The sequence below is a fragment of the Planococcus sp. TJ-201 genome (assembly GCF_058268495.1).
Genome location: NZ_JBZDOG010000004.1, coordinates 253,232 through 279,073 on the forward strand (window position 1 = coordinate 253,232; position 25,842 = coordinate 279,073).

A 25,842-nucleotide genomic window follows, 5' to 3' on the forward strand; every position below is an offset into this window, starting at 1 on the left:
GAATAGTCTAAAATTTATTCATTCGATTATTGTAAAAAAATAGGCGGTCTGATATGCTATTCATTATACGAACGATTATGAATTGAAGGAGACCGGATCATGTCGAATCTTTCGCTGGCAGAAGCAGTCAAATTGAAATCCGTATTAGCAAAACGCATCCGTGAGTTAGAAGAAGAGATGGACCGGGTGGCATTTGTGGAAATGGAAAAAGGCAGCAAAAAGCCGAAACAAGCGCGCTCTCTCTCGCAAGTTGAGGAAGAAATCGACGACATTCGAAAAGATTTCCGACTGTTGGATAAATTGATGTACCGCGCCAATTTCGAAAACGAAGTGAGTTTTAATGGAGAAGAGCTGGCGATTGTCGAGGCAATTGAATTGGCGACCCAGCTTCGTGCCAAGGCACGCAAGTTCAAGGAGTTTGGGTCTGCAGTGAAAGAAGATCTTCAATTTGGCTACGGGGAAGGCACGCCAATCGTCAGGCGGGCAATGTTCGACCCCGAAGAATACCGTGTCAAAGCGGTTGAATTGGAGCGGTTGGCTAACCGGCTGTCAAATGCCATCAACACCAAAAATTATTCAATCGTTTTGGATTTCGACAGCGACAAGTATTTCTAATCCTTGGAGCGGTGAGACTCCGCTTCAAGGCATGGAAGGAAACCTCTATTGTACTTCGGTGCAACCAAATTTAATGGCTACTGGCAAACCAATGACCAATACCCCATTACACTGTTACCTGTTACCGATTCCCAACCAAAAGCAAATGACGGTCGATGACCACAGTCTTGTTTTAAAACTCCTTCCATGAAATCCTCTTGCTTTTGGGCAAGAGGATTTTTTAGTTATAGAAAAACAGTTCCACTTAATTGATCACGAGAGGCGGGTTGTCTACTATGAAAACTGTTTCAGCAGAAGTGAAGGCACACTCAATCAATTCCTTCCAATCAACTATCCGGAAATTGGAAAAGGCACTGGCGCAAATGAATGAAAAAGGTGCAAACACAAGCTTGATAGAAAAACGGCTCCAAGCTCTACACATCGGTTTAGCTGTGCTGAATAAGGCTTGGCATGAGGAGCCCCATTCATTTAATCAGGAAGAACTAACTGCAGCACGCAACGTGCTTTTGAATTTATTGCCATCGCTTAAAAAGGTGTATGCCAATTCGAAGATCGGCAGCTCTCAACAAACCTTGCTGGAAAGAAGGATCGCTTCACTGGAACTTGCGATTGCAGCAATTGACGATCAATCGGGAACTTAATGTGCCCTTGGTAACGTCCTTATACAATAGACTCACATGCATTGCTGCAACCATATTTTGGGTGTGGCTTTTTTATTGGTAGAGAAACTGCTCTCTCCCCTAAGCTCAAACACTTAAAATAATCTGAAAAAACCTTAAACTGTCATTTTTTGGAGTAATGGAGTAAAATAGACTCTGTCATAATTTTTACCTACCGTTTACTTGAGCTTAACAATTATAAAATTCAATGTCCCAAAATCCTTGTGAAATACGCAATATGAGAAGGTGTACTATGAAACAGACAAAAAAGATGGATAAAAAAACGCTGAACAAGTTTATACCGCTCTTTGTGCTTGCAGTGTTCATGTTATGGATGAAAACTTATGTTTCCCAAAAAACGCAATTTGCATTAGATGTGGAAGGTTCGCTTCAGGAATTCCTGCTGCTGCTTAATCCGCTAGGCTCTGCACTCTTATTACTAAGCTTGTCGCTGTTCTTTAAAGGAACGCGAAAATACATGTCACTTTTAATCATTTACGTCGGCATGTCTTTCATGTTGTATGCAAACGTGGTCTATTACCGATTTTTCAGTGATTTTATCACGTTGCCGACGCTGTTCCAAACGCAGAACTTTGGCGATTTGGGCGGCAGTGTCGCTACATTGATTCAGCCAACCGATTTTTTATTCTTTGTGGATGTTGCGGTTCTGGTTGGGTTGATTGTCATGACAAAAACGAAAAAAGAGTCAGGGAGTTTCAAAACAAAAGCTGTCCTGCCAGTGATTACGATTGCGTTAGCGATCTCATTCTTTAACTTGGCGTTGGCAGAAGCTGATCGCCCAGAATTATTGACCCGCGGATTTGACCGGAACTATATCGTTAAGTATTTAGGCATGTACAATTATGCTCTCTATGACACGGTGGAAACGGCGAAATCTTCTTCCCAGCGGGTTCTAGCTGACAGCGATGACGGTACGGAAGTATTGAACTACACGAAAGCCAATTACGCTAGCGCCAATGAAGACTACTTTGGTGCAGCAGAAGGCATGAATGTCATTTACCTGCACTTGGAGTCATTCCAGACCTTCTTGATGGATTATGAATTAAACGGAGAAGAAGTAACACCGTTCTTAAATTCATTGATTGGGGAAGAGGAAACCTTGTATTTCGATAACTTCTTCCACCAAACAGCTCAAGGCAAAACAGCGGATGCGGAATTTATGCTGGATAACTCCTTGTACGGTTTGCCAAAAGGCTCAGCATTTATTACCAAAGGTCAAAATACGTACCAAGCTGCGCCTGCTATGTTGAAAGACAAAGGCTATACGTCAGCGGTATTCCACGGCAACAACGGAACGTTTTGGAACCGGTCTGAAATCTATAAATCTTTCGGTTACGATCATTTCTTCGATATTGAATCTTACACGGATCTGACAGAAGAAGATATGGCAGAGTACGGCGTGATGGATAAACCATTCTTCGAGCAGTCTGCGCCTCTTTTAGAGTCGTTGCCCGAACCGTTTTACACGAAAATGATTACCGTTTCGCATCATTTCCCTTATACGATGGATCAAAATTTAGCGACTATTGATAAAGGAACAACAGGCGATGCCAGTGTTGATAATTACTTCCAAACGGCTCGTTATGCAGATGAAGCGCTCGAACAGTTTTTTGCACAGCTGGAAGAATCCGGTTTAGCCGATAACACGATGATTGTCATGTACGGCGACCATTACGGCATTTCCGACAACCACAACCAGGCGATGGAACAAGTGCTTTCGAAAGAAATCACACCGGTTGAAAATGCCAAGCTTCAACGTGTGCCTCTGTTCATCCATGTACCGGGCATGGAAGGCGGCATCAACTCAACGTACGGCGGCCAGATCGACTTGCTGCCGACAGTGATGCATTTGCTTGGCGTTGAAACACAAAACTACATGCAATTCGGTACAGATCTGTTGTCTGAAGAACATGAAGAACTGGTCACATTCCGAAACGGTGACTATGTGAGTCCGGAAATTTACTCAATCAGTGAAACTTTCTACAATCCGGAAACCGGGTTGCCGATAGAAGAGGATCAGTTGGAGCAAGCGGAGAAATTCCAGGAGCACGGAAGTTTTGAACTTGAACTTTCCGATAAACTGGTCAATGGAGATTTGTTGAGGTTTTACACACCGAACGGATTTACACCCATCGATCCAGCAGATTACAGCTATCAAGGAATTTCAGATGAAGAAGAGTAATTGTTAGAGCACAAAGCTATTTCTTAAGGCGGGTTTACCGTCTCAAGAAATAGCTTTTTTATGTATTGAAATAAATGTTTTCCATAGGAAGGTAGATTTTCGATAGATGAAGAATACTACTCAATAGGAAATAGATTAACGGAATGGAGGATGTTGGATGGGCGAAGAAAAAATGATCAGATCTTTTGATGGAACAGCCCTGTTTACCCGCAAAGACCAGGCTGAAAAGCAAAAAGCAGCCGTGGTCATTACTCACGGGTTAGCGGAGCATTTAGGAAGGTACGATGCGCTGGCAGACACTTTGCTGCAGCGCGGCTTCACGGTGTATCGCTACGACCAGCGGGGCCACGCGCGTTCAGAAGGCAAACGCACGTTTTTCCAGGATTTCAATGAAATGCCGGATGATTTGAAAACCGTTATGGATTGGGCAAAAGAAGAAAATTCCGGACAGCCGGTCTTTTTAATTGGCCATAGCATGGGTGGCTTCACAGCAGCTGCGTACGCAACAAAATATCCAGGGGAAACAACGGGCGTTATCTTATCGGGGGCATTAACTCGCTACAACAAAGAAATTTTCGGCTCGCTACCAATGGACATGCCGGCTGACACCTATTTAGATAATGAACTTGGAGAAGGAGTATGCAGCGATCCGGAAGTTGTCAAAGCCTACGGGGAAGATCCACTGGTGGAAAAGAAGATCTCGGTAGGTCTGATCAATGAATTTGCCCCGGGTATTGCTTGGTTGAAAGAACATGCAGCAAGTTTCATTGAGCCGGTATTGGTGCTGCATGGCAATGAAGATGGACTGGTTGCTGAAAAAGATTCGCGGGACTTTTATGGCGAAATTGGTTCACAGGACAAAACCTTGAAAGTTTACCCTTTCCTGATGCACGAAATTCTTAATGAACCAGTTAAATACAAAATTTATGGTGAAATGATTGAATGGATGGAAGAGCGGTTGTAGGATTGGCATACACGTACAGAATAGAAAGGGCATTGCGGGTTCCTATGAAGGATTCCAGCAATGCCTTTTTTTATTTGTTCAAAATTAAATCCTCACCAAACCGCGGAATCCTCTGGCCGCATAATACGAATCCGCCCCGTTGTGGTAGACGAACACATGCCCGTAACGGGAATCGCAGAAAAGGGCGCCGCCCCGTTCCCGGATGTCTGCAGGCGTTTGCACCCAGCTGGATGTTTTAATATCAAATGTGCCATGCTGTTGCATCGTTCGGTATTGTTCTTCTGTTAACAGCTCGATGCCCATATCTTGGGCTAAGGCCATTGCACTGTTTTCAGGTTTATTTTTCTTCCGTGACTCCAGCGCCTGCTGATCAAAGCAAAGGCTTCTGCGGCCACTTGGGCTTTCTGCGGAGCAATCGTAAAAAATGTATTCGTTTGTAGCTTCATCGAACTCCAAAACATCGGGTTCTCCGCCAGTCCGTTCCATTTCATAGAGTGGCCATAGCTTAACAGGTTTCGACTCCAGCTTTGCTTGAATTTTGTCCCACTTCATCCACTCGTGGCGGTCGATATGCTTCTCAAACCGTTCTTTCAGAGCCGTAAGCAGTTGTTCGCGTTGTTCGGACGTTAACTCGTTTGTTCCACTCATTTTGCTTCCTCCTTATATTTCTGAATAATGATCGTGGTAGTTCCAGTATAGTCAAAAAAGAGAGCGAATACGATCGATGATGAACAAAAAACAGGATGAACCTCAACTAAAGGGTCTATCCTGTCTTTGCTGTTACGTATTCAGTTTGCTGATAAATCGGCGGAAGGCCTCTGTTTCTTTTAAAACACCGGCATCTTCAAGAACGCGTACAAATTTTTTCCCCAGTTCTTCCTGCAGGATTGCTTCCGCATCTTCCGGAAGAGAAAGAGTGCCGTATTGGGCTTTTAGCTGTTCCGCCCATTCTAGGTGGAAAGGTGCTACGTTGCTGGCATTGCCAAGCAAAAACTCCTGGATTTCCGCAAGTTCCTCTTTTAAGCGCGGCGGCAAAACAGCAAGGCCCATCACTTCAATCAAGCCGATATTTTCTTTTTTGATATGGTGTACGTCCTCATGCGGGTGGAATATTCCTGACGGGTATTCCTCCGTTGTCCGGTTGTTTCGCAATACCAGATCGATTTCGAACAGCCCGTTGCGCTGTCTTGCAATTGGTGTAACGGTGTTATGCGGTGTCTCGCCAGTAAAAGCCAGAACATCGGCCGATTCATCCGAATAGTTCTTCCACGTCTGCAACACTTCATCTGCTGCATTTACCAGGCTGCCGATTTTTTTGCTTTTCAAGCGAATCACCGACATTGGCCATTTCACGACGGATGCGGTGATGTCCGGATAGGAATTCATCTTAAACTCGAAGGCATCTTCGGCTTTGGTCATCGCAAATTCATAGCGCCCGGCCTGGTAATGGTCATGGCTTAAAATCGATCCGCCAACAATTGGCAAGTCGGCATTCGATCCGACAAAGTAATGGGGAAATAGCTCGGTAAAAGCAAGCAACCGTTCAAAGCCGCCTCGATTGATTTTCATGTCCCGGTGTTCGCCTGAAAGCAAAATGCTGTGCTCGTTATAGTACACATATGGTGAGTACTGCAGATACCAGTTTTCTCCGGTAAGCGGCACTCGCACGACCCGGTGATTGGCGCGCGCCGGATAGCCGATTCGCCCAGTGTAGCCCTCATTTTCTTTGCACAACAAGCATTTCGGGTAGCTGAGCGTTTGTTTCATTTCACGTTCTCTTCGGATTTGTTCTGGGTCTTTTTCCGGTTTGGACAAATTAATCGTAATGTCCATCTGGCCATAAAGTGTATTCGTTTTATACGAAATGTTTTTTTCGATGCGGTTCATTTGGATGTAATTGCTGTTTTTGCTTAATTCGTAAAAATAGTCCGTTGCGGCGATGGGTGAGTCTTTGTATTTTTCATTGAAAGCCGCGTTGATGACAGAAGGACGGGCCACAAAGCAATTCATGATATTGGCTGACAGTATTTCCTTGTCGTCAAAAATATTCAGGATCACGCCTTGCTTGATGGCATAAGCAATCAAGTTTTCCAGTAAGTTTGGTATTGTGTCATCTGTTGGATCAATCTTTTCATCAGGAAACGATTCCAAGCCCAGCAGGTTCATCACCTGGTTGCGAACATAATCAGTGTCTGCTGCTTCGATCAAGTCCGATTCGAGCGCTTTGTCAAGAAGTCCTTCCAGATTTTCATAGACCATATTTACACGTCCTTTTCATAGCCGTTGGGGTTCGAAGAATGCCAATTCCATGCATCTTCAATGATCTTGGTGATAGACGTATGGACGGGGTCCCAGCCCAATACTTGTTTTGCCTTATCCGAGCTGGCAATTAACACGCTTGGGTCGCCTGCTCTGCGCGGCCCCATTTTGACGGGAATGTCTTTTCCGGTGACAGAACGTGCAGCGGAAATCATTTCATTCACGGAAAATCCTTGGCTGCTTCCAAGGTTAAAGACGTCACTTTCGCCATCGTTTCTCAAGTACTCTAAAGCTAACAAGTGGGCACGGATCAAATCTTCGACATGAACATAATCGCGGATGCATGTGCCATCAGGGGTATCGTAATCATCACCAAACACCGTGATTTCCTTGCGCTGTCCGAGTGCTGTTTGCAAGATGAGTGGAACGAGATGGGATTCAGGGCGGTGGTCTTCGCCAATTTCTGCCGTTTCTCTGGCGCCTGCTACATTAAAATAGCGCAACGAAACAAATTTCAAACCGTGCGCCAATCCAGTCCACTTCATCATCTTTTCCATGGTCAGCTTGGTTTCGCCGTACGTATTGCCCGGATTCGTCGGCATGGTTTCCGTAATCGGCACGGATTCTGGTTGGCCATACGTTGCAGCGGTAGAAGAAAAGACGATCTTCTTCACGTCGTGTTCGATCATGGCTTTCAATAAAACCTGTGTGCCGTAAACATTGTTATCGAAATACTTTAAAGGGTTTTCCATCGATTCGCCAACAAGCGAATTGGCGGCAAAATGAAGCACCTCGTCAATGGATTCCTTTTCAAATACCGAGTTCAAAAAGTCTGCATTGCGAATGTCGCCTTTGTAAAAAACAGCATTTGGATGCACGGCTTTCTCATGTCCTGTTTCCAAATTATCTACAACGACAACGCTTAGCCCTTGATCGATCAACTGATGGACTGCATGTGAACCAATATATCCAGCTCCGCCTAATACTAAAACACTCATGGTCAAAACTCCTCTACAAGTTCTTTGGCGCCGTCCGAAATTTTTGCCTCGTAAAAGGAAGGGGCAAAACCAAAATTTTCGCTATAGCTGGCGGCCAAGTTTTCTTTAAAGCTCTGGATCTGCGAGTGGTGGACAATTGCAATGGCGCATCCGCCAAATCCGGCACCGGTCATTCGTGCACCAATGACACCCGGGTGCTTCCAGGCTGTTTCTGCAATGGCGTCAAGTTCGTCACCCGTCACCTCGTAGTCATCACGAAGAGAGATGTGGGATTGATTCATCAATTCTCCAAACGCTTCGATATTGCCTTGTTGGAGCTCTTGGAGTGCCAGCAAGGTCCGCTCGTTTTCATAAACGGCATGCTTGGCGCGTTTGCGGTTGGTGTCGTCTTGGATCAAGTGCTTGTGCTGGTCAAACTGTTCGCCTGTCAATTCGCCGAGGCTGCTGACTTCGAGTTCAGTTCGGAGATCCGCCAGCGCACTTTCACATTGGGCGCGGCGCTCATTGTACTTTGAACCGGCCAAGGTGCGTTGTTTATTGGAGTTGATGATGACAATTTCATGATCGTTCAGTTCAACTGGCGCGTAGCGGTATTCCAGTGTTTGGCAATTCAGCAACATGGCCGAGTCTTTTTTTCCTTTTCCAATCGCAAACTGGTCCATGATGCCGCTGTTAACGCCGATGTATTGGTTCTCTACATTTTGTCCAAGTTGAATCATGCGCAAGCGGTCAATTTCTAACTTGAACAAACCTTCAAGGACAACGCCCGTGGCCATTTCAATGGAAGCGGAAGAGGATAGCCCTGCACCATTTGGAATATTTCCATAGAATAAAATATCTAATCCGTAGGGGATTGAAAATCCATCTTTAATAAAATGATGGATCATGCCTTTCGGGAAGTTTGCCCACTCATGATCATTGTTAAAGGACAGGTTGCTAAGATCGCATTCGATAATGCCTGTTTCCGGGAAGTTAATGGAATAAAACCGCAGTTTTTGATCCTTGCGCTGCTGGGCAACAGCATAGGTGCCAAAAGAGATGGCTGCCGGAAACACATGCCCGCCATTGTAATCGGTGTGTTCACCAATCAAGTTAATGCGGCCTGGTGCAAAAAAGAAGCGTGGATTTTGATCAGTCTTGAAAATATCATGAAACGTCTGGGACAAGTCGTGCTGGTTCATCCAATTCCTCCAATACTTTATAAATTAATTTAATTAACTTCAGTATAGTGGATGTTGTGAAACTATTCAATCCTGAAATTACACATAGTGATATAGTGAATGGAAGCAACATGCACACACAAAACAACTTTTCGACTGAAATATTAACGAATTGTCAGATTTTATTCATTTATCTCTGCTTGACTTCATCCATAGAGTGTTATAATTTTATTACAATAAAACTTAGAGTAAAAGTAGGATATGCCCATGAGAACTTTAGAGCTAAATTTTGAAGAATCCATTGAAGTATGCAAAGCTTTAGCCAACAAACACAGGATGGCGATTCTGCGCCTTTTAAGTGAGCGTCCGCATAACGTCAACGAACTGTCGGAACGTCTTGGCCTGCCTTTTTCTACCACTGCAGTAAATGTTAAAAAGCTCGAAGAGGTAGATCTTATTACCACAGAGTTGTTGCCAGGCAGAGGTACGCAAAAAATCAACACCAAGAAATACGATCAAATCATTATTGATATTGCACCGCAAGAAAGCAAAGAAATCGAAGAAACGATTATTTATGATATGCCAATCGGCCACTTTACGGACTGCAGCATTGAACCGAGCTGTGGTTTAGTAGGGGAATCCGATTATATTAATGGCCACGACGACCCGCGTGCTTTTTATGAAATTGGAAGAGACGAAGCGCAACTTATTTTCTTTAAAACGGGTTATTTGGAATACCGGTTTCCAAATCGCCTTCCTCGTGGTGAAAAAGCGGACCAAATCAAGTTCAGTGCAGAAGTTTGTTCGGAAGCGCCGCTATTCAAGCTCGACTGGCCATCTGATATAACGGTTTGGATTAACGGACATGAAATTGCAACTTGGACATCGCCAAGTGATTTTGGAGGCGAGCGGGGATTTCTGACACCTAAATGGTGGATGACCAACCATACGCAATACGGCTTGCTGAAAAACTGGCGGGTGACCAAAGAAGGCTGTTTCGTGGATGACAAACTCGTAAACAGCGACTGTACAATAGACACCTTAAAAATAGCAGAAAATCCTTACATATCTTTTAAAATTGGCGTCAAAGAGGATGCGCTTAACGTAGGTGGAATCAATTTGTTTGGCCACAAATTTGGGAACTACCGGCAGGGGATTGTTATGCGTTTGCTGACAGAACATAAATAATTAAATTTAATTTTAAAAAGCCCGATCTACAGAAAACACTGTGGATTGGGCTTTTTTGACTGCATATACAAGGGAGAAAGTGAAAAAAATACTTTTTTGTTACATAAATACTTGTAATGAAACAATATTGTGTAATACAATGGCATTATGTAAGTGCTTACATCAATTGGAGAAAGGAGCTGATTCCACAATTTACAAGTTTCCAATTTACCCAGTCTTTTTACTTTCAGTTATTTTGGCAGGCTGTTCTTCGGCAGAAGAGGAGACGGCCGAACCAGAAGTTTTTAGCAATCCTGTATATGAACCAGTTTTGGCGGATCCCTCAATTCTAAAAGTAGAGGATGGCAGTTATTACGCTTATGGGACAGAAGATGCGTGGGGAGATGATTCTGAAACAAAGCTAGTGCCAATTTCTCGATCTACAAATTTAATTGATTGGGAGTATGTGGGTGAAGCATTCGAAGAAAAGCCGGATTGGAAAGCAGCAGGAGATCTTTGGGCGCCAGATATCCAATTCTATAATGATCAATATTTGCTTTTCTACTCTTTGTCTTTATGGGGAGATACAAATCCCGGCATCGGCGTAGCAGTTGCTGACAGCCCAGCGGGTCCTTTTGGAGACCAAGGGAAGATGTTCACAAGCGAAGAAATTGGAGTGGAAAATTCGATTGATCCATTTTTCTACGTTGAAGATGAAGTGCCTTATCTTGCTTGGGGAAGTTTCCACGGCATTTATGGAATTGAACTGTCACAAGATGGAATGACGACAGTGGGTGAAAAGTTCCAGCTTGCTGGAGAGGATTATGAAGCACCCTATATTATCGAACGGGATGAATATTATTACTTTTTTGGCTCCAAAGGCTCTTGTTGTGATGGGCAAAACAGCACGTATCATCTAGCTGTTGGGCGATCGGAAAGTTTTAAAGGTCCGTATGTTGACCGTGAAGGAAAGACGCTTCTCGACAACGGCGGGACAACAATTCTTTCTTCCGGTGAAGAAAGCAAATTTGCCGGTCCAGGACATAACTCGATTGTTACAGACGAGGCAGGAGAAGATTGGCTTGTCTATCATGCCATTGAAAAAGCCGATCCGGTGTTGTGGACGGGAGCTTCCAGAAGGCCATTGATGATCGATCCTATTATCTGGGAAGATGGCTGGCCAGCAGTCGAAGGCGGACAGCCAAGTGAGGACGAAATATCGGTTCCAGTGACCGATTAAAAGTAAATGAATCACTGTGCTTTAACTAAGAAAAGGGAGTGGGGAAATGAAGAAGACGAATAAACGATGGAGTGCTTTAGCAGTAACTTGTTCAGCAGTTTTATTGACAGCGTGCAGCGGAAACAGCGGTGTAGTTGAAGAAGGCGGAGATTCCGGAGGTTCTGGAGACAGCTCAGAAATCACATTATGGGCACCCTTTTCAGGTCCAGATGGTCCTTATATGAAAGAAATTGTTGATAGCTATAACGAATCACAAGAAGATTACACAGTGAATTTCCAAATTGTTCCGCAAAGTGAATATTACAGAACGGTTGACTTAGCTGTTAACGGAGAATCGAATATGCCGGATGTAATGGTTATGCATGGAGACCAAATATTTACCTATGCTGAAAAAGACATTATAAGAGACCTTGGCGATTTAATGGGCGATGAGATTTCAGAGGATGAGTATCACCCAAATGGAATTGAAGGCGCTTCCGTAGATGGCACACTTTACGGCGTACCTTTAGACATACACCCACTACTTTTCTATTGGAACAAAGATATGTTTGAAGCAGCTGGATTAGATCCAGAACAGCCGCCAACGAATCGTGAAGAATTTATCGAATATGCACAGGCATTGACAAATGAAGACGAAAATCAATACGGCTATGTTGTTCCAACTTTATGGCCGCAAGAATTTATCTTCCCAACGATTGTTTTCCAAAATGGCGGGGAGTTATATGCGGATGGAGAAGTTCAATTTACTTCGGATGCAGTTGTAGAAGCCTTAGAATTTGAACGTTCTTTAATTGATGAATATGCAGTTTCTCCTAGCGACGTACAACAAGATGGAGAAGTGACGATGTTCTTGCAAGGAAGAAGCGGCATGCACATGAATGGCCCATGGATGATGAAGCAATGGGAAGATTCAGGCCTTAATTACGGTGTAGCACCCGTACCGCAATTAGGAACAGAACAAGAAGGCGTTTATGCAAACTCGCACAATTTTGTTGTTCCTGAAAGTGTGGACGAAGAGAAGCTGGACGGAATTACGAACTTCTTAGGTTATGTAGGAGACAATGCGTTGGCTTGGGCAGAGTCCGGCCAGGCACCGGCTTCAAAAGCAGTGTATGAAGGCGACGAGTTCCAGGAAGTAAACGCACAATCTCCAGAAGTAGCAAAACAGTTTGACTATGTTAAGTTTGGTCCGGATGTGGAAAACTGGGGACAAGCAACAGGTCCATTAATGGAAGCAGTCAATGAAGTGCTTTTAGGACAAAAAGATGCAACAGAGGCACTGGAAGAAGCACAGCAAAAAGCTGCCAATGCACTAGAATAACAATTTAAAAAGTAAGCAGGTGGAGTCTGCACTGCTTACTTTTTCTTTTTTGAGCTGTATGAAGTTATCCAGAATGAGGTGAGAAAGCGATGAAAGAAGCAAAGTTGCCTGCGAAAAAAGCAAAAAAAGACAAACTCTCCAAATTCACATCCTTCCTGTTTGTATTGCCTTATTTACTGCTGTTTTTAGCTTTTCTTTTTATCCCGCTAGTATATGGTATCTACATCAGTTTGCACGATTATAATTTACTGTCGAGCGTACAGCCATTTATCGGTTTAGAGAACTACGCAACCATTTTCAATCCAGATTCCGCAATGAATTCGTTATTCTTCGAAGGCCTGGGAAACACCCTCAAGTTTGTTATCTTTTCAATGCCCTTGCTGGTAGCGATTGGTTTGGGGCTGGCGTTGTTGTTAAATAGTCTACCCGGAAAAATCAGAACCCTCTTCCGTACGATTTATTTTATTCCTTATGCTATATCGGTTTCAGTAGTGTCCATTATTTTCTTGTGGATACTTGATACGAATTCCGGTTTGCTGAATATGTATTTAATGAATTTGGGCTTTGATGCAATTCCATGGCTGACAAAGCAGCCGTTTGCTTGGATTTCCCTTATCGGGGCTACGATTTGGTGGACGCTTGGCTTTAATATGATTATTTTCATTAACGCGTTAAATGAAGTGCCGGAAGAACTGTATGAAGCTGGTGCCATTGACGGCGCAAGTGCTTGGCAGAAGTTTATCCACATTACTTTGCCGACGATCCGGCCGATTATGCTATTCGTTATTATTACGTCAACCATTGCATCGTTCAATGTCTTTGGACAGCCTTACTTAATGACACGAGGTGGGCCTGGAGATTCGACTGAAGTGCTGCTAATGGGAATTGTCAACCTCGCTTTTGAGGAACGTGAACTCGGTGTAGCATCAGCGATGGCTTTGCTTATGTCCTTGATCATGATTGTCATTTCCGTTATTCAATTTAAAATCGCCAACCGCAAACAAGGAGGGGAAAGCTGATGAAAAAGAATGGAAAGCAAATTGGGCTGATCGTACTTGCCTCGGTAATAGGATTTTTGTTTCTCATTCCTCTTGTTTGGATGATTTCCACTTCTTTTAAAAATGATTTTGAAGCAATCGCTGGAGGATTAAACTGGATCCCAGAAAATTTCACTTTTGAAAACTACCTGTATACGCTGACGGGTGAAGGCGTAGATGTTCCGATATTCAGATGGATGTTTAACTCCTTGTTTGCTGGAATAGCAGGAACAGCAATCATCGTTGCGATTGATGCGCTAGCTGCGTATGGCTTGGCACGCTTGGATGTTCCTTTCAAAAAATTCCTGTTCCCATTGTTTATTAGTACATTGATGATTCCGTTTGTCATCACGTTTCTTCCGATGTATATGCAATTCAGCAACTTTGGGTTATTGAACACCTATGCTGTATTGATTTTTCCTTATACGGCTAATGCATTCGGCGTCTTTTTGCTTTATCAATTCTTTAAATCATTTCCAAAAGAATTGGAAGAAGCAGCAAAATTGGATGGAGCAAACAAATGGCAGATTTTCATTAAAATCGTTATTCCTTCTGCAAAACCAATCATTTGGACATTAGCGATTTTCTCTTTCATGGGGATTTACAATGATTTCTTATGGCCATTAGTGGCTACAAACTCGCCGGACATGAGAACGATCACAACCGGTATTGCCATCATGCAACAAGGAAGTTTTACTTCTTCTTATGGGAAACTGATGGCATTAACAACGATTGCCACCATCCCAATTTTAATTGTCTTTTTAATTGGACAGAAACAACTGATCAAAGGCATTACACAGTCAGGCATTAAATAAGTGATGGAGGTAGCGCAAACCTATGGCAAACTTACAAACAGAATACCCGAGACCGCAATTTCAACGAGAGGACTGGTTGAATCTGAACGGAGAGTGGAATTTTTCTTTTGACGACGCAGAGATCGGATTAAAGGAAAAATGGTACCAGAACTTCCCGGCAGGACAGACCATAAAAGTACCATTTGCCTACCAGACTGAAAACAGCGGCATTGGAGACCCTTCTTTTCATGAAGTGGTCTGGTACAACCGGACATTCTCGGTGCCGGAAGAGTGGCAAGACAAAAGAATTCAAGTGAACTTTGGTGCGGTTGACTACCGGGCATGGGTATATGTCAACGGAGAAAAAGCGACTTATCACCAAGGTGGAAATGTTCCTTTTTCTGCTGATGTTACCGACTTGCTGGTAGCAGGTAAGAACAATCTGACCGTCAGAGTGGAAGATCCTTCCGAAGATACGACCATTCCCCGCGGCAAACAGTATTGGCACGAAGAATCGGCTTCAATCTTTTATACGCGGACGACCGGAATCTGGCAAACGGTTTGGCTGGAACCCGTAGCTGAAACGTCGATTAAAAGTTTGCGCTGGACACCGGAAATAGATCGCGGCGACATTGAGTTTGAAACAGAACTTGCTGGAATTTCAGTCGGAAATACGAAACTGCGAATAACTGTTTCGTTCCAGGGAGAACCCGTTTTTATCGAAGACATGACTGTTTTTCAGCCGCATATTAAACGCAGCGTGAACATCCGCGGACGCTTCCCGGATAGAAGCAATATTCACGGACCGGGCTGGTATTGGAGCCCGGAGCATCCAAACCTATTCGATGCTCAAGTGGAATTGATTGCGGATGGGAAAGCTGTCGACACCATAACCAGTTACTTTGGAATGCGGAAAGTATCCATTGAAAATGGCACGTTTATGCTGAACAACAAACCTTATTACCAAAAGCTCGTTCTGGATCAAGGTTATTTTCCAGGCGGTCTGTTGACGGCAGAATCGGACGATGCGTTAAAGCAGGACATTGTGCTTGCCAAGGAAATGGGCTTCAACGGCGCGCGCAAGCATCAGAAAGTGGAAGACCCACGATTTTTATACTGGGCAGATCAGCTTGGATACCTTGTATGGGGCGAAATGGCAAACTGCGCGGAATACAGCGAAGATGCTGTAGAACGGATTTCAGCAGAGTGGATAGAAGCCGTGAAACGCGATTACAGCCACCCAAGCTTGGTGGTTTGGGTGCCATTAAACGAAAGCTGGGGGATTTCCCGCGTAGCTAGAGAGAAACAGCAGCAGCATCATTCACTTGCTATGTACTATTTAACAAAGTCTCTTGATCCGACCCGTCCCGTTTGTTCAAACGAAGGCTGGGAACACACGGTTTCGGATTTATGCGGCATCCATAATTACCAGTCTCCTGACAAGATGGCGGAAGCTTACCAAACTGTCGAAAGCGCGGTTTCGGCTACACCCGCAGACCGTCCGATTTATGCAGAAGGCTTTGGATACAGAGGAGAACCTATTCTAATCACGGAATACGGTGGAATCGCCTACGACACGAAAGAAATTGATCAGGAAAATGGATGGGGTTATTCAGCCGTTCAGGGCGGCGAAGAACTAATTGAAGCTTATCGAGCAAACACGAAAGCATTGCTTGATTCTTCAGTAGTACAAGGTTTTTGCTACACGCAGTTGACCGATGTGGAACAAGAAATTAACGGGCTTTTGACGTATCACCGCAAGCCAAAATGTGATTTAACCGAGATTAAGAAAATCAACGATGGCAAGTGAAACATTTAAAAAGTACTTAGCGTAATGCAGGAAGAGAAACACCTTTCGTTGAAGAGTGAGCCTACGAACACTCACTTCTCGGCAACAAGGTGTTTTTCTATGGCTGAAAAAATACAGCACTAGGCGGATCCATTCCACTCAAACTTATAAGTTAATTTAATTAACAAAGATCTAATGAATTTTGTTAAACTATTAACTACTGGAGCTCAAAGCAGTTACAAACTGTACGAGCCCGATAAACGGAGGGATTCGGATGCGCCAAGGCACCTTTAAATGGATGAAGTCGATGAACAAATCGATTATCCTCAACAAAATAAGAAAAGATGGACCCATATCGAGAGCACAAATTGCCCGCGAAACAAACTTGACACCGCCAACTGTCAGCAGCAACGTAAAAGAATTACTGGATGAAAAAATCGTTGAAGAAAGCGACATTGGCCAGTCGCAAGGTGGACGGAAACCGACAATGCTCATGATCAACCATCAGGCATTTGCCATCATCGGCGTGGATGCAGGTCCGGAAAGCATTGAATGCATTGTGGCCGATCTTGCAGGAAATGTGCTTAAAAGATCAAAAACCACGTTAGAGCTGCCAATCACCAACCAAGAGTTTATCGTCGCATTAAAAAGTTCCATTAAACAAGTGCTGGAAACTGATAAACAAGTCGTAGGTATTGGTGTTGCCATGCACGGTGTGGTGGAAGTTGAAACAGGCACTTCGTTGTACGCACCAAATCTTGGTTTGAGCAATATCCCCATCAAAAAAGAGTTGGAACAAGCTTTTGGCCTGGAAGTGAAAGTAGAAAACGATGCACGGGCCATGGCATTGGGCGAATATTGGTTTGGGAATCACGGGGAACTGGAGAGCATGTTGGCAGTGAATATAGGCAGTGGTGTGGGCGCAGGACTTATCATCGACGGCAAGCTTTACCACGGCGCTTCGGACATCGCTGGGGAAATTGGCCACATGACTATTGATTTGTACGGGGAAACGTGTGAATGCGGAAACCGGGGATGTCTGCAGACCTTTGTTACCGGTCCAGCAATCGCGAGAAAAGCAAACGGCAAGCTGCTTACAGCAGAACATGTATATGAACAGGCCATCAGCGGAAATGAAGAATGTGCGGCTATTTTGAAAGAATCCGGCAGAGCGATGGGCGTCGGTCTGACCAATTTGATTCACATTGTCAATCCGGAAAAAATTGTGTTGGGCGGCGGAGTTTCAAAAGCCGAAAAGTTCATTTTGCCTGCCATACGGGAAACGATTAGAACTTCTGCACTGACACCCGCAGCCAGCCAAACGAACGTGGAAGTGTCCAAGCTTGGGGATGATGCTACGTTAATCGGAGCGATCACCTTGCTGCTGGTGGATATCTTTGAAGTAAAGTAATAGCGTTCCACAATATATTAGGAAACTGAAAGATGGAAAGGATGAATAAAAATGAAAGTCAGCGAAAAAGTATTTGATTACAAAAACGATCGGCCAATTAACTTATACACATTGGAAAATGATCAAGGGTTTCGGATGTCCTGCATCGATTATGGCTGTGTGATTACTGAAATTATCAGCCCAGACCGCGATGGGAATCTGGAAAATGTCGTACTTGGTTTTGATACGCTTGAAGAGTACGAAAATACACCTTATTTCTTCGGAGCATTGGTGGGGCGCTTTGCCGGCCGGATCAAAGATGGGGAGTTTTCAATTGAAGGGAAAAATTATCAAGTACCTAAAAATTCCAACGGCCAACATTTGCATGGAGGTGCCAATGGCTTTCATTCTACTCTTTGGGATTCAAAAGTGGTCCAAACTGAAAATGAAGCCGCAGTCGAATTTACGTATGTCAGTCCGGATGGCGAAGAAGGCTTCCCTGGCAACTTGTCCATGACAGTCCGCTATACAATTAAAAATGACCGCAATCAGCTGGTCATATCCTATTCAGGGAAATCCGACATGACAACGGTATTGAATGTCACCAACCACTCGTACTTTAATTTGAGCGGCAATTTCAAGCGGACCATTTTGGACCACGAATTAACGCTGAACAGTGATCATTATTTGGAATTGGACAATGAATTACTGCCAACGGGCAAGCTCGTTCCGGTTGCAGAAGACACACTATTTGATTTCCGCAGCGGCAGAAGCATCAAGGAAGCAACATCCGCTGAACATCCGCAAGCCCAACTGGCTGGAAACGGGTATGACCATCCATTCCTGTTGAATCCTGCAGAACAATCTGGCATCCGACTGACGGATTCAGTAAGCGGCCGGAACCTGATTGTGGAAACTACAGAACCTGCTGTGGTGCTGTATACAGGGAACGATATCGGCGGAGCTTATTCGATTCGAGGGACGCAAGCCGAGGATTATTTGGCACTTTGCCTTGAAACGCAAAGCCCGCCGGATTCACTGCGCCATCCGCATTTCCCATCGGCTATCCTCAATGCAGATGAGGAGTTCACGTCGGAAACGACTTACACGTTCGCCAGCATCAGCAACGATTAACAATTTTATTATGCGGTCTTTTTTGAGAAGTTTGTTGAAAAAGAGCAAGTAATATTCATAAAATAATTAGCTTATACCTATAAATTATTATTCCTGATATTGCCTCGCTTAGCCATAGGATGCGCCGGCGCTTCAGAATTTGTTAGTAGATGGAGCTGTTTAAAAGGGGTTTTCCGCTTTTAAACAGCTTTTTACTGTGAATAAAAAGTAAAAAACTGCAGCTCCTATGTTCAATCGGAGCTGCAGTTTGAAGTTTTTTTGCAATTAGTATTTGTATGATTGTCCGCCATCGATTGGGATCACGGAAGCATTGATAAATTTGGCTGCATCAGACAGCAGGAATGCAACAAGGTTGCCCACTTCTTCCGGCTTGCCGAAGCGCTTCATTGGGTTGACGCTGACAAATTCCTTGCCTGCAGACTCCCAGTCGTCGCCTGCCATTTGCTTCAAGGAACCTTCGACCATTGGTGTCATGATGGCACCTGGTGCAATGGCATTGATGCTGACGCCAAATTGTCCGTATTCAATGCCCGAGTTGCGTGTCAATCCGACAACGCCATGTTTGCTGGCTGCGTAGCCTGACTGATTGCCGACGCCGCGGATGCCGCCGACTGATGCCGTGTTGACAATCGAGCCGTGGCCTTGCTGCTTCATCACTTTTAAGACGTATTTCATGCCGTAAAAGACGCCATTCAAGTTGACGCTCACCACTTTTTCAAATTCGTCCGACCCATATTCTTCAGTCAGGTTTTGTTTGCCTTCGATGCCGGCATTGTTGAAGAATCCATCAATTCGCCCGAAGGTGTCCATGGTGATTTGTACGTAGTTTTTCACTTCTTCTTCACTGGTTACATTGGCTTCCACAAGCTCGACTTCCGCTTCTGGAGCAGCTGCAAGAACTTGTTTTTTGCTGTCCTCGAGCGATTCTTTGTTCATATCGACGAGCACGAGCTTGCCGCCCAGCTGAGCGATGGAAAGTGCGGCTGCACGCCCAAGTCCGGAGCCTCCGCCTGTGATGATAACGACTTTGTCTGTGTAGTTGATCATGAATAATCTCTCCTTTTCGAATGATATGCTAAACTGAATTCAAGGTTCGAATTCAGTGTAAACCTTTTCAAAATAGGGTTCAATCAGTAGAAAATCCGAAACTGTCGAAAAAATCGACAGTTCTGTAAAAAATGTCGATTCTGGAGGCAGCAAATCATGGGAGAGAAAAAAGAAAGTCTTTCACCGCAAGCTGAACGGACAAAGCACCAGTTTAAACAGGCGTTCACCGAGCTGATCAATGAAAAAGGGTTCAGCCATGTATCAGTGACGGACATTGTGCAACGGGCACAATACAACCGAGCAACTTTTTACCTCTACTACGTGGACAAACAGCATATTACGGAAGAGCTGAAGACGGAGATGTTTCGCCAAACCAAGCGCACGAGCAGAGAACGCTATGCCCGCGGAAAGCTGGTGGCAACAAAGTCGATGGATGCGGATTCCTTTGAATTGGTAACATTCATTTACGATAACCGTTCTTTTTTTAATCTTTACTTGAAGGAAGACACGATACCGGGATTGCACCAGGACTTGCCGCGTGCCATCTTTGAACTGCTGGACGAGCAATTTACGTTTACGCCGGCAGGTGACCATGATATCAATTCATCCCAGTTCAAGCTGTATATGGCTCACGGAACTGCCGGGCTCCTGTTGGACTGGGCTGCTAATGGCTACCAAAAATCTCCTAGAAGAGTGACGGAAGAATTGATTGGCATCTTGCAGGCAATTGCGGAAGGGTTTCAGGTTGAATAGCTCCTTAAAATCATAGTCGATACAGAAATCCCCTGAAAAAGAATGTTGCTCTTTTTCAGGGGATTTTCTAATCTTTCTCTGTCAGGAATGTGATGACTGCAAAGAGCAGGAATGCTATCAGCAGGATGCTGCCACCGACGATAAACAGGATCATGACCAAGGTTTCGTTCCAATTGAATGGATTGAGGTTATACAGCCACATGCCGCCAGTCAATGCAAAAGCACCGACCATCGCAAGCACGCTATGAATGGCGACAAGTCTTTTGTATTTGATCGTGTAGACACGGTAGAAGATTCCCCAAGCAAACACCGACAGCCAGCCGACGAGCAGGATATGGGCATGAATCGGGCGCAAGGCATAATCCATTTCTCCAGCCATTTGGGAACCGAGAAAGGTGCCGAACAAGCCGAATAGGGCTGAAAAACGTATTAAACGAAGACTCCAAGTTTTTTCCATGATGGTACCTCCAACTGCTGACTATTTCCGATTGGGGAAAAGTGAGAATGAATTCACTCTCTTATCCTAATATATTAACAGGTTAAATGATACTTCCTCCAGTTTTTACAGATGGAATTCCATAAAAAAGACCTGCCAAAACCCAAATCGGGTAAGGGCAAGGCCTTAGTTCTCTCTTACATTTTTATCGAAATGCGTTTGATCAAGATTCTTGTGGATACCAACAGGACGGCAATCAACAATAACGAACCGGCGAGCGCAAAGACTGGGCTGGCGTTAGCTGGGAATTCCGGAATCCATGGAATAATGGAACTTAAGTCGCCGTCTCCCCAGAAATAGCCATTAATGCTAAGTGCTGCTATGGCAATACCGACAAAACCGAAACCGATCAGCCAACCAAAGCGATAATAGCCTAGGCCAATCAGCCAACCAACTAAATAATAGGTAAAAGCATTCAGGAAGAAAACACCTCCGGCTGAAAACCAGCCAGATGCTGGATTGTATAAAGGAGCCGCATCAGCATCAATCGGCAGTTCGACAAAGTTGGATATCACATGTTCAATCCCGGTAACTGCGAGCGGCACCAAAGTGACTGCCAATGCCAACACAAGTGTAGAGATGACGGTTCCGATATACAGGTCCTTTCGGGTAATGCCTTGTTGGACATAGTATCCCATGAAAGCATAGGCAGCGATGATGCCGCAAACCAGCATGAAAATGGCTACGGAATCGCTGGAAAAAATGAGGAACTGTTGGATGGTTTCGTTGTTTCTTGCCACAATAATGATCCCGACGATATGGCCAACAATTAAAAATGAGAAAAACCAGATGGCCCACTTGAATTGTTCGTAAAAAAGATCGAAAGCAACTTTTGGATAAAGTTTAACTTGTTTCATTCTAACGCGCCTCCTCTGTTAAGTGGATGAACAGATCCTGCAATGATACGGGTCCAATTTCAAGACCTTGTTGATGGGCTGTGAACTGATCGTTTTCATTCAATGCGCCATAGACCATCACAGATTTTGTACCTCCAAGTTTTTGTTCGTTCAAGAGTTGCATGCCGGAGACAAAAGCATCGACTCGATCGGCCGCTCCGGTAATAGAAGCTCCTTGAGCAGAGATGGTTTCGTAATCTTCATTCAGCAACAGGCGACCCTGATTGATAATAATGACATTATCGAAAAGGTAATCCATCTCGGAAACAAGATGTGTGGACAGGATGAATGTCCGCGGATGTTTTTCCTGATCTGCTAAAATTTCCTGATAAAAAATTTCACGGGCCGGGGCATCCATTCCAAGGTATGCTTCATCAAAAATTGTTATGGGAGTTCGGCTAGCAAGCCCAATGACGACATTCAATGCGGATTGCATGCCTTTGGATAGTTTATTGACAGGTTTATCCAACGGTAGTTTAAAGCGATGGAGTAGATGGTCAGCGTATGCTTTGTCGTAATTGGGGCGATATCGTTCAGCAAATCCAAGCATATCCGGAACCTTTTCATACTCGTCTGCATAGTTTTTTTCATAGATAAACCCAATTTGCTGCATCTTGTCTCGGTTTTCAAAAACAGCTTCGCCGTCAACTTCGACTTGCCCTTCTGATGGTTCACGGAAAGCAGCGAGCAAAGACAGCAGGGTAGTCTTGCCGGCACCGTTGCGCCCAATCAATCCGTGAATTTTACCGGCTTCAAGTGTCAATGAAATATCTTTCAAAGCTTCAAACTTTCCAAATGTTACTGTGACATTGTTTAGTTCGATCTTGGCAGCCATTAGAGTTCACTTCCTTTCATGTTTTTGATCAGTTCAATAACTTCAGCTTGTGTAATGCCAAGCTTGTTGGCTTCTTGCACAAGGCTTTTAACATAATTGTCCACAAATGCTTCTTTCCGCTGTCCCATCAATGTCTGTTTCGCGCCTTCAGCTACAAACATCCCAATCCCTCTTTTCTTAAATAAGATTCCTTCTTCCACCAGCTGATTGATTCCTTTTGAAACGGTCGCATGGTTGATTTTGTAAAAACTGACCAATTGATTGGTGGACGGTGCTTGATCGCCCTCTTTTAACTGATCATTGACTATCTGGTCTTCAATCAACTCGCGGACCTGCATAAAAATCGGCTTGCTCGAATCAAACGTTTTGCTCACTGCAAACACCTCCTTATTTCGCTCTGGTAATATGGTTATATACTTATGTGTATAACCATATATCCTTTTGGGTTTGTTGTCAAATAATTTTTATTTTTTTAATTGTTGAGATGGCGAAAGCAAGAAATCCAAAGGTGTTGCTAAATTATTCTGATTGCTGGGGAGCTTGCCCGTCTCTAATATGCAATGGAGTCCAATTCTTTACTATAATTTAACAATCTAAAAGAAATCCTTAACGTATACTGGAAAATGGCACGAATGTTAACGCAAGTGTATGGGAGGCTGAACATCATTAGATTAACCGGCATCATTGAATTTATAAGCTACCTAAAGAGAAACCAACATGCGATATATGAAGAAAGCAAAAAGGATGGGGAAGTAAAAGAACTTATGCTGCAAGAGAATTTTCAAACGGCTTTTCAACCCATTCTGGCATTGGCTGAGGGAGAAACAATCGGGTTCGAAGTACTTAATCGCCCGAACAGCACACCCATTTTTCCAACGACAGAAGAATTTTATAGTTTCATCGGAAAAAGCAATAATGTTTTTCGAATAGAAAGCTTTCTGCGCAATTTATCGCTTAAAAAGTATGCAGAACAATTGAAGAAGACAACCAGTCATGAAAACGATTTGATTTTTTTGAACATCCAGCCGCAAGTGCTGACAGATCGTTCTTATCGAAGCGGCACAACGCTGGATTTGCTGAAGAAATATAATTTGTCTCCCGACCAGGTAGTTTTGGAATTAACCGAAAAAGAATCGGTCACAGATTACAAAGAATTCGAAAGGATCATAGATAATTACCGGCAACAAGGATTTCGGATAGCAGTGGATGACGCAGGAACAGGGTACAATAGCCTCAAGACCATTGTTTCGTTAAAGCCTGAATTCATTAAACTCGATAAATCCCTGATACGAGATATTCATATTCAGCCGTCTCAACAGCAACTGGTGGGGCTTTTATTGGATTTTGCTGCACAATCGAATACCAAAATCATTGCTGAAGGAATTGAAAATTGTTTGGAACTCAGTTTTTTGAAGGAGTTAGGGATCCATTTCGGGCAGGGCTACGCACTGGGAAAACCCAAATCGGAATTGGTCAGCGGACAAGTGCCTTTCTGTTAATGTCTGAAGGGTACGGAGTCGAGCAGCATTGGCTGAATGGCTGCTGCGAAAGATTAGTAGGTTACTTACCTGATCAGCAAAAGGAGAGTCTAGCCAATGGCATATATAGGAGAGATTGCAAAAGACGTAGTGTGTGTTCCATTTGATACACCTTGTGACCAAATCGATCGCATGTTCCATGAGGATCAGGGGCTGCAAGGACTTGTTGTGAGTAAAAAAGATCATTCTGTTGGTTTGATTACCCGGACCCATTTTTATCAAAAAATGGGGACACGCTATGGCTACAATCTTTATCTGAAAAGACCTATCGAGTTACTGGCAAAAGAGTCTCCACTGGTGGTTGATTATTTCGTTTCTGTTATTGAGGCCAGTAAACTGGCGATGGACCGTCCGAATGAAGAAGTCTATGATGATGTTATTGTTAAAAAAGAGCATGCTGTTTACGGGGTAGTCAGCATTAAGGAACTGCTTCTCAAGGTAGCAGATATACAGGCTCAAACTGCCAGCTATTTAAATCCGCTTACCTTTTTGCCTGGCAACTATACGATTGACGAAAAACTGGATCAACTATTCAGGCACCAGGAGAAGTTCACGGTCATGTACATTGACTTGGACCGATTTAAGCCTTATAACGACTACTACGGCTTTAAAAAAGGGGACGAAGTTCTTCAATCCACTGCCACTATTTTAAAAGAGTGCTTTAATCCGGGAGATAGTTTTATCGGCCATATCGGCGGCGATGATTTTATTGTTCTATTGAATCATTTGGATTACGAAAGCCAGTGCGAGGAAGTCATTACTCGCTTTGATAAGGAGATTCTCGATTTTTACTCAGAAGAGCATCTGGAACAACAAGCGGTTTACGGCGAAAACCGATCGGGTGAAATGGAAGCGATTCCTTTGGTGGCCATCTCAATTGCGGTTGTACGAAATGACAGCAAACCGTTTCAGAGCGTAGAAGAGCTGGTCGCAGAAGCTACACGCATGAAAAAGATTTGCAAAATGACCAGCGGCAGTTGCTGCTATGCAGAACCTCCCGTGATCAGTTCATAAGGATGTAATAAAATGTGGCTGCCGCTGTTTATCTTGGATTAGTATTGGGCGCAAGGGGTAAACAAGCAATAAGTAAATCTTTTAAATGGAGGAATAGCAATGACCAGAAAAGGTACAGCAGGCAGATCACCTGATCAACAATCGGCTCCTCCAGAGTCGGGAATCGATAAAGTCGTCAAGAAAACGAAAGAAGCGTTAGACGGTGATAACAAAGCGACCGATTACAAAGATACGACGGATGAAATGGAAGAAGCAAAAGAAAACTCGAAGGGCAAAACAGATAGATAAGGGCGAAAAGATTAACAAGACAGGATTAACGGGCGTTGCCAGGAAACCATTCAGGTTGATGGCAACGCCTTTGCTTCACTTTCTTTTGCTTTAAACATTGAGATCTGACTTGATTTTTCTCTATTAAAATGACAAAAATAAAAGCACAGAAAACAGAAACACATACTGCCAAGTCTGCAAAGATTTTAGATGTAGATGGAAGCCAGTTCATCCAGACAAGCAGTCTTGCTGTTGTCTTTTTGGGC

25 protein-coding genes are annotated in these 25,842 nt (G+C 43.9%); 16 read left to right on the forward strand and 9 right to left on the reverse strand.

Translation table 11 applies throughout. From position 1 onward, the window contains the following. Nucleotides 1-99 precede the first annotated feature (99 nt). The 4 genes from AC4EG4_RS11835 to AC4EG4_RS11850 all read left to right on the forward strand — a co-directional run bounded on the left by AC4EG4_RS11835 (nt 100) and on the right by AC4EG4_RS11850 (nt 4,441). Nucleotides 100-615, forward strand: a complete 516-nt coding sequence (locus tag AC4EG4_RS11835) for a hypothetical protein (RefSeq protein WP_490987943.1) — start codon at nt 100-102, stop codon at nt 613-615. Between the two features lie 275 nt (nt 616-890). Beyond that, nucleotides 891-1,256: a hypothetical protein gene (locus AC4EG4_RS11840; RefSeq protein WP_490987944.1), complete on the forward strand. Its 366-nt coding sequence runs from the start codon at nt 891-893 to the stop codon at nt 1,254-1,256. Between the two features lie 271 nt (nt 1,257-1,527). Then, complete coding sequence (gene ltaS, locus AC4EG4_RS11845; protein ID WP_490979109.1) at nt 1,528-3,477, forward strand: lipoteichoic acid synthase; 1,950 nt, start codon at nt 1,528-1,530, stop codon at nt 3,475-3,477. A 157-nt stretch (nt 3,478-3,634) separates the two neighbouring features. Continuing rightward, a complete protein-coding gene (locus tag AC4EG4_RS11850) occupies nt 3,635-4,441 on the forward strand; it encodes an alpha/beta hydrolase (RefSeq protein ID WP_490987945.1) in 807 nt (268 codons plus the stop codon). An 84-nt stretch (nt 4,442-4,525) separates the two neighbouring features. Here AC4EG4_RS11850 and AC4EG4_RS11855 read toward each other — a convergent pair whose 3' ends face one another. From AC4EG4_RS11855 to AC4EG4_RS11870, 4 genes are all read right to left on the reverse strand, one after another. After that, nucleotides 4,526-5,089 carry a DUF4256 domain-containing protein gene (locus tag AC4EG4_RS11855; protein WP_490987946.1) on the reverse strand — a complete coding sequence of 188 codons (564 nt, stop codon included), beginning with the start codon at nt 5,087-5,089 and terminating at the stop codon, nt 4,526-4,528. Nucleotides 5,090-5,221: 132 nt separating this feature from the next. Further along, a complete protein-coding gene (gene galT, locus AC4EG4_RS11860; protein WP_490987947.1) occupies nt 5,222-6,700 on the reverse strand; it encodes a UDP-glucose--hexose-1-phosphate uridylyltransferase in 1,479 nt (492 codons plus the stop codon). Between the two features lie 2 nt (nt 6,701-6,702). After that, nucleotides 6,703-7,698 (reverse strand): UDP-glucose 4-epimerase GalE, encoded by a 996-nt coding sequence (gene galE, locus AC4EG4_RS11865; RefSeq protein ID WP_490987948.1) that lies wholly within the window; start codon nt 7,696-7,698, stop codon nt 6,703-6,705. Nucleotides 7,699-7,700: 2 nt separating this feature from the next. Further along, complete coding sequence (locus AC4EG4_RS11870) at nt 7,701-8,879, reverse strand: galactokinase (RefSeq protein WP_490987949.1); 1,179 nt, start codon at nt 8,877-8,879, stop codon at nt 7,701-7,703. A 246-nt stretch (nt 8,880-9,125) separates the two neighbouring features. On the opposite strand from AC4EG4_RS11870, the gene AC4EG4_RS11875 reads away from it, so the two are divergent. From AC4EG4_RS11875 to AC4EG4_RS11910, 8 genes are all read left to right on the forward strand, one after another. Beyond that, nucleotides 9,126-10,046, forward strand: coding sequence for an ArsR/SmtB family transcription factor (locus AC4EG4_RS11875; protein ID WP_490979103.1), 921 nt, complete (start codon nt 9,126-9,128; stop codon nt 10,044-10,046). Nucleotides 10,047-10,212: 166 nt separating this feature from the next. Next, complete coding sequence (locus tag AC4EG4_RS11880) at nt 10,213-11,265, forward strand: family 43 glycosylhydrolase (RefSeq protein ID WP_490987950.1); 1,053 nt, start codon at nt 10,213-10,215, stop codon at nt 11,263-11,265. Between the two features lie 46 nt (nt 11,266-11,311). Then, a complete protein-coding gene (locus tag AC4EG4_RS11885) occupies nt 11,312-12,586 on the forward strand; it encodes an ABC transporter substrate-binding protein (protein ID WP_490979101.1) in 1,275 nt (424 codons plus the stop codon). Between the two features lie 89 nt (nt 12,587-12,675). Next, entirely contained in the window at nt 12,676-13,605 is a 930-nt protein-coding gene (locus tag AC4EG4_RS11890) for a carbohydrate ABC transporter permease (RefSeq protein WP_490987951.1), read from the forward strand. Next, on the forward strand, nt 13,605-14,438 hold the full coding sequence (locus tag AC4EG4_RS11895; protein WP_490979099.1) for a carbohydrate ABC transporter permease: 834 nt from the start codon (nt 13,605-13,607) through the stop codon (nt 14,436-14,438). The genes AC4EG4_RS11890 and AC4EG4_RS11895 overlap by 1 nt, the downstream gene beginning before the upstream one ends. A 22-nt stretch (nt 14,439-14,460) precedes the next feature. Beyond that, on the forward strand, nt 14,461-16,227 hold the full coding sequence (locus tag AC4EG4_RS11900) for a glycoside hydrolase family 2 protein (RefSeq protein ID WP_490987952.1): 1,767 nt from the start codon (nt 14,461-14,463) through the stop codon (nt 16,225-16,227). A 253-nt stretch (nt 16,228-16,480) separates the two neighbouring features. Continuing rightward, a complete protein-coding gene (locus tag AC4EG4_RS11905) occupies nt 16,481-17,617 on the forward strand; it encodes an ROK family protein (RefSeq protein WP_490987953.1) in 1,137 nt (378 codons plus the stop codon). Between the two features lie 51 nt (nt 17,618-17,668). Then, nucleotides 17,669-18,730: an aldose epimerase family protein gene (locus AC4EG4_RS11910; protein WP_490987954.1), complete on the forward strand. Its 1,062-nt coding sequence runs from the start codon at nt 17,669-17,671 to the stop codon at nt 18,728-18,730. 264 nt (nt 18,731-18,994) lie between these two features. Here AC4EG4_RS11910 and AC4EG4_RS11915 read toward each other — a convergent pair whose 3' ends face one another. Continuing rightward, entirely contained in the window at nt 18,995-19,777 is a 783-nt protein-coding gene (locus AC4EG4_RS11915) for an SDR family oxidoreductase (RefSeq protein WP_490979095.1), read from the reverse strand. Between the two features lie 156 nt (nt 19,778-19,933). Between AC4EG4_RS11915 and AC4EG4_RS11920 the strand changes: the two genes are divergently transcribed. Continuing rightward, entirely contained in the window at nt 19,934-20,530 is a 597-nt protein-coding gene (locus AC4EG4_RS11920) for a TetR/AcrR family transcriptional regulator (protein ID WP_490987955.1), read from the forward strand. Nucleotides 20,531-20,597: 67 nt separating this feature from the next. Here AC4EG4_RS11920 and AC4EG4_RS11925 read toward each other — a convergent pair whose 3' ends face one another. The 4 genes from AC4EG4_RS11925 to AC4EG4_RS11940 form a co-directional block, all read right to left on the reverse strand. After that, a complete protein-coding gene (locus AC4EG4_RS11925; protein WP_490987956.1) occupies nt 20,598-20,987 on the reverse strand; it encodes a hypothetical protein in 390 nt (129 codons plus the stop codon). Nucleotides 20,988-21,163: 176 nt separating this feature from the next. After that, on the reverse strand, nt 21,164-21,883 hold the full coding sequence (locus AC4EG4_RS11930) for a hypothetical protein (protein ID WP_490987957.1): 720 nt from the start codon (nt 21,881-21,883) through the stop codon (nt 21,164-21,166). Nucleotide 21,884: 1 nt separating this feature from the next. Then, nucleotides 21,885-22,757, reverse strand: a complete 873-nt coding sequence (locus AC4EG4_RS11935; protein WP_490987958.1) for an ABC transporter ATP-binding protein — start codon at nt 22,755-22,757, stop codon at nt 21,885-21,887. After that, nucleotides 22,757-23,131 (reverse strand): GntR family transcriptional regulator, encoded by a 375-nt coding sequence (locus tag AC4EG4_RS11940; protein WP_490987959.1) that lies wholly within the window; start codon nt 23,129-23,131, stop codon nt 22,757-22,759. Before AC4EG4_RS11940 ends, AC4EG4_RS11935 begins: the two co-directional genes overlap by 1 nt. Before the next feature lie 258 nt (nt 23,132-23,389). On the opposite strand from AC4EG4_RS11940, the gene AC4EG4_RS11945 reads away from it, so the two are divergent. The 3 genes from AC4EG4_RS11945 to AC4EG4_RS11955 all read left to right on the forward strand — a co-directional run bounded on the left by AC4EG4_RS11945 (nt 23,390) and on the right by AC4EG4_RS11955 (nt 25,597). Continuing rightward, complete coding sequence (locus AC4EG4_RS11945; protein ID WP_490979089.1) at nt 23,390-24,256, forward strand: EAL domain-containing protein; 867 nt, start codon at nt 23,390-23,392, stop codon at nt 24,254-24,256. Nucleotides 24,257-24,352: 96 nt separating this feature from the next. Continuing rightward, a complete protein-coding gene (locus tag AC4EG4_RS11950; RefSeq protein ID WP_490987960.1) occupies nt 24,353-25,309 on the forward strand; it encodes a diguanylate cyclase domain-containing protein in 957 nt (318 codons plus the stop codon). Between the two features lie 99 nt (nt 25,310-25,408). Then, nucleotides 25,409-25,597, forward strand: coding sequence for a hypothetical protein (locus AC4EG4_RS11955; protein ID WP_490979087.1), 189 nt, complete (start codon nt 25,409-25,411; stop codon nt 25,595-25,597). Nucleotides 25,598-25,842: the final 245 nt, after the last annotated feature.

Coding starts and splice junctions, on each gene's coding strand:
- AC4EG4_RS11835 (WP_490987943.1), top strand. CDS start 100: ATGTCGAATCTTTCGCTGGCAGAAGCAGTCAAATTGAAATCCGTATTA.
- AC4EG4_RS11840 (WP_490987944.1), top strand. CDS start 891: ATGAAAACTGTTTCAGCAGAAGTGAAGGCACACTCAATCAATTCCTTC.
- ltaS (WP_490979109.1), top strand. CDS start 1,528: ATGAAACAGACAAAAAAGATGGATAAAAAAACGCTGAACAAGTTTATA.
- AC4EG4_RS11850 (WP_490987945.1), top strand. CDS start 3,635: ATGGGCGAAGAAAAAATGATCAGATCTTTTGATGGAACAGCCCTGTTT.
- AC4EG4_RS11855 (WP_490987946.1), bottom strand. CDS start 5,089: ATGAGTGGAACAAACGAGTTAACGTCCGAACAACGCGAACAACTGCTT.
- galT (WP_490987947.1), bottom strand. CDS start 6,700: ATGGTCTATGAAAATCTGGAAGGACTTCTTGACAAAGCGCTCGAATCG.
- galE (WP_490987948.1), bottom strand. CDS start 7,698: ATGAGTGTTTTAGTATTAGGCGGAGCTGGATATATTGGTTCACATGCA.
- AC4EG4_RS11870 (WP_490987949.1), bottom strand. CDS start 8,879: ATGAACCAGCACGACTTGTCCCAGACGTTTCATGATATTTTCAAGACT.
- AC4EG4_RS11875 (WP_490979103.1), top strand. CDS start 9,126: ATGAGAACTTTAGAGCTAAATTTTGAAGAATCCATTGAAGTATGCAAA.
- AC4EG4_RS11885 (WP_490979101.1), top strand. CDS start 11,312: ATGAAGAAGACGAATAAACGATGGAGTGCTTTAGCAGTAACTTGTTCA.
- AC4EG4_RS11890 (WP_490987951.1), top strand. CDS start 12,676: ATGAAAGAAGCAAAGTTGCCTGCGAAAAAAGCAAAAAAAGACAAACTC.
- AC4EG4_RS11895 (WP_490979099.1), top strand. CDS start 13,605: ATGAAAAAGAATGGAAAGCAAATTGGGCTGATCGTACTTGCCTCGGTA.
- AC4EG4_RS11900 (WP_490987952.1), top strand. CDS start 14,461: ATGGCAAACTTACAAACAGAATACCCGAGACCGCAATTTCAACGAGAG.
- AC4EG4_RS11905 (WP_490987953.1), top strand. CDS start 16,481: ATGCGCCAAGGCACCTTTAAATGGATGAAGTCGATGAACAAATCGATT.
- AC4EG4_RS11910 (WP_490987954.1), top strand. CDS start 17,669: ATGAAAGTCAGCGAAAAAGTATTTGATTACAAAAACGATCGGCCAATT.
- AC4EG4_RS11915 (WP_490979095.1), bottom strand. CDS start 19,777: ATGATCAACTACACAGACAAAGTCGTTATCATCACAGGCGGAGGCTCC.
- AC4EG4_RS11920 (WP_490987955.1), top strand. CDS start 19,934: ATGGGAGAGAAAAAAGAAAGTCTTTCACCGCAAGCTGAACGGACAAAG.
- AC4EG4_RS11925 (WP_490987956.1), bottom strand. CDS start 20,987: ATGGAAAAAACTTGGAGTCTTCGTTTAATACGTTTTTCAGCCCTATTC.
- AC4EG4_RS11930 (WP_490987957.1), bottom strand. CDS start 21,883: ATGAAACAAGTTAAACTTTATCCAAAAGTTGCTTTCGATCTTTTTTAC.
- AC4EG4_RS11935 (WP_490987958.1), bottom strand. CDS start 22,757: ATGGCTGCCAAGATCGAACTAAACAATGTCACAGTAACATTTGGAAAG.
- AC4EG4_RS11945 (WP_490979089.1), top strand. CDS start 23,390: ATGTTAACGCAAGTGTATGGGAGGCTGAACATCATTAGATTAACCGGC.
- AC4EG4_RS11950 (WP_490987960.1), top strand. CDS start 24,353: ATGGCATATATAGGAGAGATTGCAAAAGACGTAGTGTGTGTTCCATTT.
- AC4EG4_RS11955 (WP_490979087.1), top strand. CDS start 25,409: ATGACCAGAAAAGGTACAGCAGGCAGATCACCTGATCAACAATCGGCT.